Below are 12,432 nucleotides of genomic sequence, written 5' to 3'. Positions count from 1 at the left end.
CCCAATACCCAATACCCAATACCCAGTCCCCAATACCCAATACCCAATACCCAATACCCAGTCCCCAATCCCTAGTCCCTTCTTCACCCCATCTTTAACTTTTGATCTAAATAGGTGGACTTTTAAGAATATTATGAAAGTCTATTTGTCGCTGCTAGTATTCAACAGCTAGGAGCGTACAATAAATGTAAATAAGTACATGTAGGGATATGTAGGGATCATGGATAATTACCACCTGTAATTACCCATAATCACTGATTTCTCGGCAAAACTTCTAAAGCCATTGTCTAGTAAGTTGTATGAAAAATGCGATTTGAAACTTAAAGCTGTTACTTTGGTGCTATTTCAGGGAACTATCTAAATGTCCCCTTGAAGATTTTTCAGTTAATTAGCCCAAATGATGAATATAACTACTTTACAAAGCTTTAGACAAAAACAATTCAGAGTATATCAAATCTATGAATATGCAAGAGAAAACTACCGAAGCGGAAAACACACGAGCCGATAAGGTAGAAATTGCTGTCCGCCTGGACTCCGAGCTACTAGAGCAAATTCAGCATCTCACCAACGACCCAAGTAAAGTGATTGAGGTGGCGATTCGCCAATGGTTGCGGGGTGAAATCCTTAGAGATGACGAACTGACGCGTACCCCTGTGCGTAAACCCGTTCCTCCTCGGGGTGAATGGAATGATTGACGCTATTAATCAACTGTCAATGCAAGTTAAAAAGTGAAGTTTGTCAATCTGGGTTTTAGATCACTAAGAAATACTCAGTAAAAAACGAAAAAGCTGTAAGAATTTATGCAAAAATTTGAGCAGCTTTAGTAAAATTACGGTCGGATACCCTTTGTCTATCCAACTCAATTAATGACTATTACTGCCAATTCCCAATTGTCAAATGTATTTTCCCAAAATCTGGAATCTATTACCAGTAAGACTGATGGCTCATTAGCAACTCTAGGAGCCGAGTTGGTGTATACACAAGATGGAGCAGGGCGCTATCTGACCTTTTGTTGGCAGCACAGCGAACTCCTGGGGTTAAATACCGAAAAAATAATTGACGAGCTGAACCAGACCCAAACTTTTGTCCCGGTGGATAAGGTTACTTATTTGGAACGATTGCACCGAATTTTGACAAGTTTGGTGCCAGAAAGGTTTCTGTGTTGGTTTAGCTACCACCAGGAATTATTTGAGTTGGAATTGGTGATTAGTCCGATTATGCCGAGTTTGGGAACGACTGCCACAATAGTTTTAGTGATGGGACGGTTAGTGCAAGCGACACTCAACAAAAAACAAGTGCCTGTGGCATCAAAAATGCCCACACAAATAGAGTTGGCTTTACGTCCACAGCAACACCAAAAACTGGTAAATCGCATTACCAGAAATATCCGCCGGACATTGGATTTAGATATTATTTGGCAGCAAACAGTTGATAGTTTAGGGAAAGCACTGCGGCTAGAACGCTGTATTATTTGTCCTTATCAGCCGTCTAGCTCAAAAGTGGAGGTGAAGGCTGAGTATCACCAGGCAGCACTCAAATCAATGCTTGGCTTAGAAATAGATATAGCTTCAGAGCCTGCCTTTGCTCAAGCTTTGGCAACCCTAGAACCAGTTGTAATGGAAGTGCCTGGATACGCACAGTCTGGGCGGCAGAAAACTTTGGTGATTGCAACTTGCTATCAAGACCAGGCCAATGGATTGGTTGCCTTGAGTTGGCAGGATGAATGCTACACATTATCAGAATCAGAATTAGAACTGGCAAAAGAAGCAGCAGATCAATTGGGAACTGCGATCGCTCATGCTACTTTATATGAAGAATTAGAAGTAGCGCGTCAAAAAGCTGAAGAAGCTTCCCGCCTCAAAAGCGAGTTTCTAGCTAATGTATCCCATGAAATTCGTACCCCCCTCAATGGCATGATTGGCTTCTTGAAGCTGATTTTGGAAGGGATGGCAGATGATCCAGAAGAACAAAACCAGTTTTTGTCAGAAGCTCACCACTTATCGATACATCTGCTGAATATTATCAACGACATTTTGGACATCGCTAAAATCGAAGCTGGCAAAATGGAGCTAGCTTACGCTCCAGTCAAGCTAGATGAGCTATTCAATGATGTCGAAAATTTCATGCGTCCCCAAGCAGAAATGAGAAATCTTAGCTTCCAGATGCAAATGCCTCCTACCTCTGATGAAATCATTGTCCAAAGCAACTATCAACGGTTGCTACAAGTGATGCTCAATTTGGTAGGTAATGCCATCAAATTTACCCATGAGGGTGGTGTCACCGTCAGCGCCGATTTAGTGCTCAAAAAGGCGAACTTTCAAGATCAGCAGTTTCCTGGGATGGTGAAAGTACGTGTAGCAGATACTGGTATTGGTGTTTCTTTAGACAAACAAGATAAACTGTTTCAATTATTCTCTCAGGTGGATGGTTCCCGCACTCGCCACTACGGCGGAACAGGTTTAGGATTGGCAATATCCCAAAAGCTAGTGGAGGCAATGGGCGGCGAGGTACATTTTTATAGTCTGGGCGAAGGACTTGGTTCAACAGTCACATTCACCGTGCCACTATATCAACAACCAGTTATGGTTTCATCTAATGATGGCGACTCAACAAACAGTGCTGAATGTTAGTCATTAGTCATTGGTCATTGGTCATTGGTCATTTGGAAGATTACCAGTACTGAATTTTGAGTTTTAAACTTTAAAATTTTTTAGTAATTATTATTTAATAAGCATATTGGGCATGGGGTATTGGGAAAAACTTTCCTTGTCCTCACCTCTTGGCGTTCTCTTCAGGACTTTAACCGCTAAAGTAGAGTAGGAGGGCTTGCACGACAAATTGTTCAGCTAATCTAATATCAAGTTGCTAAAACCAGCAGTGGTTTAGTCAAAAGTCATTAAAAACTGACACCTGACAATCTAGCGGCAATTAGATTTAGGATCGATTTAACAAAGCTGAAAAATAAAATTTTGGATAATGGTTAATGAGTAACCGCGCATCTGGCACAGAGATCATTACTTATTCAATGCCTAATGCCCCATGCCCAATGCCCCATGCCCAATCCCCATCATTAACTTAGCAGGTCTAAAACTATGACACTCACACTCACAATTGATAACGTTGAAACAGTCTTAGATGAAATGCGCCCTTATCTCATGTCTGATGGCGGCAATGTGGAACTCGTAGAACTCGAAGGGCCTATTGTAAAACTGCGCCTCCAAGGTGCCTGTGGTTCTTGTCCCAGTTCTGCAATGACTCTGAGAATGGGTATTGAACGCCGCTTAAAGGAAATGATTCCCGAAATTACAGAAATTGAGCAAGTAGTTTAGAAACTAGGGACTGGGGATTAGGGACTGGGGAAGAATGGATTTTTTCATTCATAATTTATCATTAATACCTAATTCCTAATTTCTAATCCCCAATCCCTAACCCCTAATCAGTCGCTATGTCCCATCCTCTTTACATTGCTTTTATCTGGCATCAACATCAGCCGCTGTACAAATCTCCTGGCAGCGGCGTTTCGCTATCTTCTAGTCAGCAGTACCGACTTCCTTGGGTACGTTTGCATGGGACTAAAGATTATTTGGATTTGGTATTGCTCTTAGAGCGGTATCCTAAGTTACACCAAACGGTGAATTTAGTTCCATCGCTGATATTGCAACTTGAAGATTATATTGCTGGCACTGCTTTTGACCCTTACCTCACAGCCAGTTTGACACCGGATGAACAACTCACTCAGCAGCAGCGTGAATTTATTATCCAACACTTTTTCGATGCCAATCACCATACTCTGATTGACCCTCATCCCCGTTATGCCGAGTTGTACCAGCAAAGGCAGGAAAATGGGCAAGCTTGGTGTTTAGCAAATTGGGAATTGCCAGATTATGGTGATTTGCTAGCTTGGCACAATTTGGCTTGGATCGATCCTCTGTTTTGGGATGACCCGGAAATTGCTACTTGGTTAAAACAGGGCCGAAATTTTACTTTAAGCGATCGCCAGCGCATTTATTCCAAACAGCGAGAAATCCTCAGCCGCATTATCCCCCAACATCGAAAAATGCAGGAGGCGGGGCAGCTAGAAGTTACCACCACGCCTTACACTCACCCGATTTTACCCTTGTTAGCTGATACTAACTCTGGTCGAGTAGCTGTGCCTAATATGACGCTACCTAAGCAGCGTTTTCAGTGGTCAGAAGATATTCCCCGCCACTTGCGGAAAGCTTGGAACTTATATAAAGACCGCTTTGGACAGATACCTCGTGGTTTATGGCCTTCGGAACAGTCAGTAAGTCCACAGATACTTCCACATATTATTAACCAAGGGTTTAAGTGGATATGCTCAGATGAAGCCGTCTTGGGGTGGACGCTGAAACACTTTTTTCATCGGGATGGGGCAGGGAATGTACAGCAACCAGAAGTGTTGTATCGACCCTATCGCCTGCAAACCGCAGAGGGTGACTTGTCAATTGTATTTCGTGACCACAGATTATCAGATTTGATTGGCTTTACTTATAGCGCGATGCCAGCAAAGCAGGCAGCTGCGGATTTAGTGGGACATTTGCAAGCGATCGCTAAAATGCAAAGAGAAAGTCAAAGTGAACAACCTTGGCTAGTTACCATCGCCTTGGATGGGGAGAATTGCTGGGAATTTTATCCCGAAGACGGTAAACCCTTCTTAGAAGCTTTATATCAAAGTTTGAGCGATGAACCCCGCCTCAAACTCGTCACAGTCTCCGAATTTCTGGAAGAATTTCCAGCCACAGCTACCATTCCCGGAGAACAACTACATAGTGGTTCTTGGGTGGATGGCAGCTTCACCACTTGGATCGGCGATCCCGCCAAAAATCGTGCTTGGGATTATCTGACAGAAGCTAGAAATCTGTTGGCAAGTCATCCTGAAGCGACGGAAGAAAACAACCCAGAAGCATGGGAAGCGTTGTATGCCGCAGAAGGTTCAGACTGGTTTTGGTGGTTTGGTGCAGGACACTCCTCAAATCAGGATGCCATCTTTGATCAATTGTTTCGAGAACACTTGTTTGGCATTTACAAGGCATTAAATGAACCTGTACCGCCGTATCTCAAGCAGCCAGTGGAAATCCACGAAGCACAGGGAAACCACACCCCACAAGGGTTTATCCATCCCGTTATCGATGGCAGGGGTGATGAACAAGATTGGGACAAAGCTGGACGCATAGAAATAGGCGGGGCGCGGGGAACGATGCACAATAGCAGTGTTATCCAGCGACTTTGGTATGGGGTGGATCACCTGAATTTCTATTTGCGGCTGGACTTTAAAAGTGGGGCTGCGCCAGGGCAAGATTTACCAGCAGAGTTGAATTTGCTGTGGTTTTATCCAGAAAAAACGATGATCAATAGCCCAGTTCCCTTGGCAGATGTACCAGATGCAGCGCCACTTAATTACCTTTTCCATCATCTTCTGGAAGTTAACTTGCTGACGCAATCGATTCAGTTTCGCGAAGCTGGAGACAATTATCAATGGCATCCCCGTTTCAGTCGCGCTCAAGTAGGTTTAAATAGTTGTTTAGAGTTGGCAGTACCGTGGGCAGATTTGCAAGTTCCGCCAGATTATCCTTTGCGCTTAATTTTGGTGCTTGCAGATGAAGGGCGTTTTTGCAATTATTTACCAGAAAATGCTTTGATTCCCATTGAAGTGCCTTAGAACTCAATAGGTCTGGTATTTAGCCCTTTCAAGGTGACTTGTAAAATCTCTTTTTTCTCTCTGCGCCGCGCCAGTTGCTTCTCCCTTGGCGCTAGCCTCTCCCTTTGGGATTCGGGGAGACGCTGCGCGAACAAGTCTCTTAACCGCAAAGGCGCACTGGCTTCTTTGCGTCTGGGCGGTTAAAAAGTCTTTTATTTAACCTTATTAGGCACAGAGAAAACACAGAGAAAGAGACAATCCTAAAAGCTTGTTATGGACTGGCTTTTACCTTACAGCTATTTTCAGGTAAATAGACCACGCGGTAGGGGTTTAGCATTGCTAAACCCTTACAAAAGATGTGGTTCAAATAGATGAAAACTGCTGTAAGTTTAGACAAATGACAGATGTACGCCCCTACAGCCGATTCATTTGTGGCAAAGGATTTTTGTGCATATTGAATCTTGTTTGTCAATCTGTAATTTCTACAAAAATTTAGTTTTATTTTTTGAAAAACTTTGATGATTTGGCAAAGTTGCAGTAATCTTACTGTAACCAAGGAATATTTGTCGTAAGATTAGAAACATTTCAGAACAGATATTCTATGCTAATGGATCGCTTTTCTCAGAAAATAACGAATTCTCAAGAGAGCATTTTACAGCAAACTCAACTTGGTCAGATGTGTGGTTCCAAGAAGCTATTTGGCGATCGCTATGAAATATTGCAAATTTTAGGTAGAGGTGGATTTGGGGTCACGTTTTTAGCCAAAAATGCTGTATTACCTGGGAATCCTTTATGTGTTATTAAACAGCTTTGTCCGAAAGTGACTAATCCTCAAAGCTGGCAAAGGGCATGTAAGCGCTTTGAAAAAGAAGCAAAAACCTTGGGGCAACTCGGTAGTCATTCGCAAATTCCCATGCTATTAGACTACTTTCAGGCGAATGGAGAGTTTTTTTTAATTCAAGAATACATACCAGGTTTGACTTTGGCACGAGAAGTGCGGCAAACTGGGGCCAAAAGTGAAGCCTCAGTTAAACAGTTTTTGCAAGAATTATTACCTGTATTAAAGTATCTTCATAAACATTATGTGATTCATCGGGATATTAAGCCCCAGAATTTATTGCGCTGTGAGTATGACAGACGGGTAGTGCTGATTGATTTTGGGGCGGTGAAAGAGCAATTAGCTGATGCTTGTGAAAACTCTCCTAATCAAGTTGCAAACACCAACTTTATCGGAACCAGGGGATTTGCACCACCAGAACAGTTTTCTCTACGTCCAGTTTATGCCAGTGATATTTATGCATTGGGTATAACTTGTATTTTTATGTTGACTGCTAAAAGTCCTTTAGAATTTGACTACGACGCAAATACTGGTGAAATATGCTGGCGAAAAGAGGTAAATATTAGCAATAGTTTCGCCCAGATTTTAGGAAAAATGGTAAAAATTTCGTTAACTGATCGGTTTAAAACTGCCGATGAAGTGATAAAAGCTTTAGGTCATGAAAGCTATTTGCCTACTTTGACTGACTGTCTAACTACCCAAAAATTAAATAATAAAAGTATTGCACAACACGGAAATTCTCACGAAACTCCTGATGTATATATACCACCTGTCGCCAGAACTGCAAGTGCTATTCGGAAATGGAGAGCAAGACCGAAGTAAACAAGGTCGCACAGCCTAAAGTATCAAATTAACAATTAATCATGGGTGATTTAAAATATCAAAAACAAATTTAGTAAGCATTTTAACTACATTTAATAGTCATGATGGTTAATTAATCAGGGTTTATCTTTAATACTTAGTACGTTATCGCTTGCCAATATACAAGCAAAATTACTAGGTTTAAAAGTTCCGAAAAAATTTTTATTCAAATTATTATATAATCGAGAGAATAATTAATCTTATGGCTCTCGTAGTTTTCCACAAATGAGGAAGACTGACTACTATTTACAAACGCTAACTATATTAAGTAATTCCCCAATCCCCAGAACAGGGTTTTCTACCACGAGTAAGCGAGAGTCAATTTTCTTAAGGGAAAGTTCGGGGCAAACTTAGCCTAAGTTGTCATGCAGTCGCGCCTGTCAGATCATGATCTGCTGCTTAAATCCCGATTGCTCAAATCCCCTGAATCCCAATGGAAAGAAGTTTTGCCAAAGTTGTAGCACCCCATTGGTGTCACTTTTAAGAAATCGCTTTCGTGTCATCCGAGTCCTTTCAGATGAGGGGGGTTTTGGCAGAACCTATCTATCAGAAGATGTCGATAAACTCAATGAACGTTGTGTTATCAAGCAATTAGCTCCAAAATTTCAAGGAACTTGGTCGCAAAAAAAAGCGATGGAGTTGTTTGCTGAAGAAGCGCAGCGACTACAAGACCTTGGGGAACATCCCCAAATTCCGACTTTGCTAGCTTACTTTGAGCAAGACGGCTGCCTATATTTAGTGCAGCAGTTTATCAATGGAGAGAATTTATTAAAGGAGTTGCAACAGCGCAAGACTTATAACGCTAGGGAAATTCAATCTATTTTGCTAGATTTACTGCCCATCTTCAAATTTATCCACGATCGCAAAGTCATTCATCGGGATATCAAGCCAGAAAATATTATCCGCAATAAAAGTGATGGGCGATTAAGTCTGATTGATTTTGGTTCCTCAAAGCAATTCACCGCCAAAGTTCAGCAGAAATCTGGCACATCCATTGGTTCACATGGTTATTCACCTCTGGAACAGATTAGAGATGGTAAAGCTTTCCCCGCCAGTGACTTGTTCGGTTTGGGGGCTACCTGCTTTCATCTGCTAACGGGAAATTCCCCCTTTCAGTTGTGGATGGAATCTGGGTACGCCTGGGTGAGTAATTGGCGGGAATATTTGCGGAGTCCGTTAAATCCTGAGTTGGATTTTGTCATCGACAAGCTTTTGAAAAAAGATATCCATGAACGTTACCAGTCAGCCGATGAAGTTCTTAGAGATTTGAGTCCAAAACAACTCCTCGCGCTACCACCAGCCGGGAAATCCTCTGGAAAAATACCACCAACTAAAGCACCAGATTTACCAAAAAGTTATCCCTTACTGAGAATTTTAATCTTGGTAAGTGCTTTGATTCTGTTGTTTGGATTCCAAGAATCTTGGTATAAACATTTTCGCCGGATTCAGACCAGTTTGGTTTCTCGGCTGACTCAGCATAATAATTCTGGCAAAGATGAAGCGTTTTTAGGTCAACCACTAAAGATTACTTTGGGTAAGGTTTCCTTAGCTAACACTCTGCAAGGGCATGGAAACTCAGTTTTATCTGTTGCTATTAGCCCCGATGGCAAAACCATTGTCAGTAGTGGCGGCGACCGCACAATCAAACTTTGGAATCTCGCAACCGGTAAACAAATCTCTTCACTCGATGGACATTCTCAGCAGGTGAATGTGGTAGCGATCAGCCCAGATGGAAAAACTTTGGTTAGTGGTAGTGATGACGACACTATCAAAGTCTGGAATCTGGTAAAGCGAAAGCAAATTCGCACTCTTACAGGGCATTCTGACTCAGTTCATGCCTTAGCCATCAGTGCTGATAGCGAAACTCTGGTTAGTGGTAGTGATGACAACACCATCAAAATCTGGGATTTAGCAACAGGAGAGCAAATTCGCACACTGACAGGGCATACATTCTGGGTGCGATCGCTAGCTATTAGCCCTAATGGTGTGATTCTTGCCAGTGGCAGTTTTGACAAGACTATCAAAATCTGGAATCTGACAAAAGGGTACTCAATCCGCACACTGGAGGGAAATTATCAAACAGTAACAGCCGTGGCTATAAGCCCAGATGGTAAAACTTTAGCCAGTGCTAGCCGCGATGTCTACGACGGGCTACGCCTACGCACCATCAAACTTTGGAATCTAACTACGGGAAAAGAAATTCACACACTTGCGGGACATGCCAACACTGTCACATCCGTAGCCTTCAGTGCCGATGGTAAAATTATTGCTAGTGGTAGCCGCGATCGCACCATCAAATTGTGGAATTCAGCCACAGGAGAAGAAATTCTGACATTGACGGGGCACACCAACACTGTGACATCCGTAGCCTTCAGCCCTGATGGCAAGACCCTTGTCAGTGGTAGTGAAGACAATACTATTAAGATTTGGCAATTGTCTCAGTGAGGAGAAATTATAGCGGTTTTGATTCAGATGCAGTACAACATTTGCCGATAGTTTGGAGCAGAAAAATACAGGTTCACAATTCTATTCGCTCCCAGCATAAATATTGCCTTCAATTATCAGCATCTGTCATCCCTAAAGACGTAATTTTCTATTTAAAAAAAAAATTCTTCCTTCTGGAATCTAGCTTATTTTAATGCGATCGCTGAACTTTACTATTGCATAATTTGCCATTATCTGTAATATATAGGACTCATATTTGATTGCGTGAAAAAAACTCAGTACACCTTTATTCCTTCTTCCTAGTATTGAGTCCCAAGTATTGAGTCTCTACGAGTAATTCACCGAATCAAATCGGATTGCTATAACCTATACCAAAATGCTTATTTACTCGCTCACTAATGTACCTTTAAGCGGATTTATATTTGCGGCTAAAGATTGATGCTGTCCATGTCAGAACAAAATATACTTTAACTATTACTTGCAGCAATTCAATTGAGGAATCTGATCGTGAAACGGTTTAATGTCTCCAAAATTCTCGGAAGTACTGCTCTAGCTCTAAGTTTGGCTACCTTGCCTACAGTTCTGCCTGCTTCTGCTCAGACAACAAGCACTACTGATGGAACCGTTACAAATACTACTACAGATCGCGCTGCTACCGACAGAAATTATCGGGATGGCGATTGGGGTTTGCTGGGCTTGCTCGGTTTATTTGGTTTATTTGGTCGCAAGAGCCGCAAAGCCGATGATAATATAGCTTATCGTGACCCTAATGCAGTAGGCTCCCCTGGCTCCCGTTCTAACTTTTAATAATAAGTTGCGCTCTAATTTCGTATAAGTCCTAAAGATAATTACGAACAAAGCCTGCCGATGCAGGCTTTGTTCGTGTGTATACATGACTTCAAATTTTGGGGAGTGAGGACAATCCAAGTTAGTAAGTGGAGTTGCCTTAGCTGGCTTGTTTAAACTATTTGCCAATCAGATTGAGTGTGTAGTGTTGAATGGTTGCGATTCAGAGGAACAGGCAAAGGCGATCGCTCAAGATATTAACTATATTATTGGTATGACAAAGGCCATTGGCGATCGCGCTGCTATTGAATTTGCAGTGGGTTTCTATGATGCTTTGGGAGTAGGAGAATCAATAGAGTTTGCTTATAGAACCCATTTGATATCTTTTAGGCGATAATTTATACAATATAATTCATCAGTTGATACAATCGCATTGTCAGTCCATGCAATGGCGTTGTCAGTCGATGCAATGGCATTGTCAGTCGATGCAATCGCATTGTCAGTCGAAACAATCGCATTGTTAGTCGAAACAATCGAATTGTCAGCCAAAACAATCGCATTGTTAGTCGAAACAATCGAATTGTCAGCCAAAACAATCGCATTGCAGGTTGATCAAAAAAAAACCAGATTGCAATCTGACGAATCTTACAGCTATTTTCAGGTAAATAGACCATGCGGTAGGGGCACAGCAATGCTGTGCCCCTACGATAGATGTGGTTCAAATACTTGAATTCTGCTGTAAATTAGGTTAGTGCAGCGTAAAGCCTTCTCTTCGAGAGGCAACGCCAACGGCATAGCAACGCTATGAGCGAGTCCGCGAGCGTCATTACGAACTTGTACTGAGCGTACTTGTGCCGAGCGACTTGTACTGAGCGTAGTCGAAGTAAGTCGAGGTAGCCGAAGTATTACGAATTGCTCTGCAAGATGCAGGCTTCAACCAAGGAGTATGAGGCGTAGTGGTGGGAAGATTTGTTGTCAGCACGACTTCCCCTTTTTCGTTTAGCGCCAAACCAGTAGCTTCTATGATGCGTTCTGGTGCGGGGGTAGTTATTTTGCTGGGAATAAAGGAGCGATCGCGGTTATCACTGTTTGAATTGAGACTCACCAAATCTACTTTCACTGCATCAGTGTTAAGAGCTTCACCTGGGTTAGGTGGTAAGCCGCCGCGTCCAGTGATTGTAAAACTGCTTTTAGCTAAATTTCCACCAGCTTGACAAGTCTGTGCTACTTGGGTATCAACTGGTACGGTTGGCAAGTTAACTAAGCCACTGTTAGGGTCAATATCCGGCGTGTTAAGTTCTACGGTGCCACTTACACCAAACTCAGAACTAGCAGTGATATCCGAAAGAGAAGTTGGGTTAGAGCGGGGTTGAATGCCATAGATACCAAAGGCTTGAATATTTACTCTTCCACCACTGCCTGTGTAAGCATTAGCAGTGATGTCGCTATTTTCGCTTGGGACGGCAACGATGAAGCCCGACGGGGCATTGATGGTGATGTTGCCACCATTACCACCAGTTTTGTCTGTGCCTGCGGTGGTAGAGATTTGAGCGCCACGACGCAGAAGCAGTAAATCAGTTTGTAAGTTGATATTGCCACCGTTACCCGATGCAGATTGGGCGTTGAGTGTGCCACTGTTGTCTAGGGTAACTCTAGGTGAGGTGACGATAATATTTCCAGCAGTACCCGTCGGACTTTGGGAGTTAACGAACAAGCCACTGCTGATGTTCAAGTTAGAACTCTTGCCAGAAATGGTGACTTTAGCAGCATTAACTTTAATTGTGCCTGCATTCCCAAGTCCCGAAGTTTCAGCAGAAAGTTGAGCGCCATCTCGTAACGAGAA

9 protein-coding genes and 1 pseudogene are annotated in these 12,432 nt (G+C 42.5%); 9 read left to right on the top strand and 1 reads right to left on the bottom strand.

Going from position 1 to position 12,432, the window contains the following annotated elements; genetic code table 11:
• Window positions 1-458: 458 nt before the first annotated feature.
• From ACFFAP_RS29085 to ACFFAP_RS29045, 9 genes are all read left to right on the top strand, one after another.
• Window positions 459-695: a hypothetical protein gene (locus ACFFAP_RS29085; RefSeq protein ID WP_109006978.1), complete on the top strand. Its 237-nt coding sequence runs from the start codon at window positions 459-461 to the stop codon at window positions 693-695.
• 171 nt (window positions 696-866) lie between these two features.
• Window positions 867-2,630 carry a sensor histidine kinase gene (locus ACFFAP_RS29080; protein ID WP_375514486.1) on the top strand — a complete coding sequence of 588 codons (1,764 nt, stop codon included), beginning with the start codon at window positions 867-869 and terminating at the stop codon, window positions 2,628-2,630.
• Window positions 2,631-3,092: 462 nt separating this feature from the next.
• Complete coding sequence (locus ACFFAP_RS29075) at window positions 3,093-3,329, top strand: NifU family protein (RefSeq protein WP_375514485.1); 237 nt, start codon at window positions 3,093-3,095, stop codon at window positions 3,327-3,329.
• 116 nt (window positions 3,330-3,445) lie between these two features.
• Complete coding sequence (locus tag ACFFAP_RS29070; RefSeq protein ID WP_375514484.1) at window positions 3,446-5,680, top strand: glycoside hydrolase; 2,235 nt, start codon at window positions 3,446-3,448, stop codon at window positions 5,678-5,680.
• A 586-nt stretch (window positions 5,681-6,266) separates the two neighbouring features.
• The gene (locus ACFFAP_RS29065; RefSeq protein WP_375514487.1) at window positions 6,267-7,319 is read left to right on the top strand and encodes a protein kinase; all 1,053 of its coding nucleotides are present in this window, start codon (window positions 6,267-6,269) and stop codon (window positions 7,317-7,319) included.
• A 426-nt stretch (window positions 7,320-7,745) separates the two neighbouring features.
• On the top strand, window positions 7,746-9,803 hold the full coding sequence (locus ACFFAP_RS29060; protein WP_375514483.1) for a protein kinase: 2,058 nt from the start codon (window positions 7,746-7,748) through the stop codon (window positions 9,801-9,803).
• A gap of 507 nt (window positions 9,804-10,310) precedes the next feature.
• A complete protein-coding gene (locus tag ACFFAP_RS29055) occupies window positions 10,311-10,610 on the top strand; it encodes a WGxxGxxG family protein (RefSeq protein WP_375514482.1) in 300 nt (99 codons plus the stop codon).
• A 148-nt stretch (window positions 10,611-10,758) separates the two neighbouring features.
• On the top strand, window positions 10,759-10,986 hold the full coding sequence (locus ACFFAP_RS29050; RefSeq protein ID WP_375514481.1) for a hypothetical protein: 228 nt from the start codon (window positions 10,759-10,761) through the stop codon (window positions 10,984-10,986).
• 51 nt (window positions 10,987-11,037) lie between these two features.
• Window positions 11,038-11,319: a hypothetical protein gene (locus ACFFAP_RS29045; protein WP_375514480.1), complete on the top strand. Its 282-nt coding sequence runs from the start codon at window positions 11,038-11,040 to the stop codon at window positions 11,317-11,319.
• Between the two features lie 96 nt (window positions 11,320-11,415).
• On the opposite strand, the pseudogene ACFFAP_RS29040 reads toward ACFFAP_RS29045, so the two are convergent.
• A pseudogene (locus ACFFAP_RS29040) lies at window positions 11,416-12,432 on the bottom strand (filamentous hemagglutinin); the annotation flags it as partial.

Origin of the sequence: uncultured Nostoc sp. (genome assembly GCF_964245575.1) — a bacterium.
GTDB lineage: Bacteria > Cyanobacteriota > Cyanobacteriia > Cyanobacteriales > Nostocaceae > Nostoc.
This window is presented reverse-complemented; position numbering and strand designations above follow the sequence as displayed.

Excerpts from the sequence above, each read along its gene's own strand:
- ACFFAP_RS29085 (WP_109006978.1), top strand. The coding sequence starts at position 459 with ATGAATATGCAAGAGAAAACTACCGAAGCGGAAAACACACGAGCCGAT.
- ACFFAP_RS29080 (WP_375514486.1), top strand. The coding sequence starts at position 867 with ATGACTATTACTGCCAATTCCCAATTGTCAAATGTATTTTCCCAAAAT.
- ACFFAP_RS29075 (WP_375514485.1), top strand. The coding sequence starts at position 3,093 with ATGACACTCACACTCACAATTGATAACGTTGAAACAGTCTTAGATGAA.
- ACFFAP_RS29070 (WP_375514484.1), top strand. The coding sequence starts at position 3,446 with ATGTCCCATCCTCTTTACATTGCTTTTATCTGGCATCAACATCAGCCG.
- ACFFAP_RS29065 (WP_375514487.1), top strand. The coding sequence starts at position 6,267 with ATGGATCGCTTTTCTCAGAAAATAACGAATTCTCAAGAGAGCATTTTA.
- ACFFAP_RS29060 (WP_375514483.1), top strand. The coding sequence starts at position 7,746 with ATGATCTGCTGCTTAAATCCCGATTGCTCAAATCCCCTGAATCCCAAT.
- ACFFAP_RS29045 (WP_375514480.1), top strand. The coding sequence starts at position 11,038 with ATGGCGTTGTCAGTCGATGCAATGGCATTGTCAGTCGATGCAATCGCA.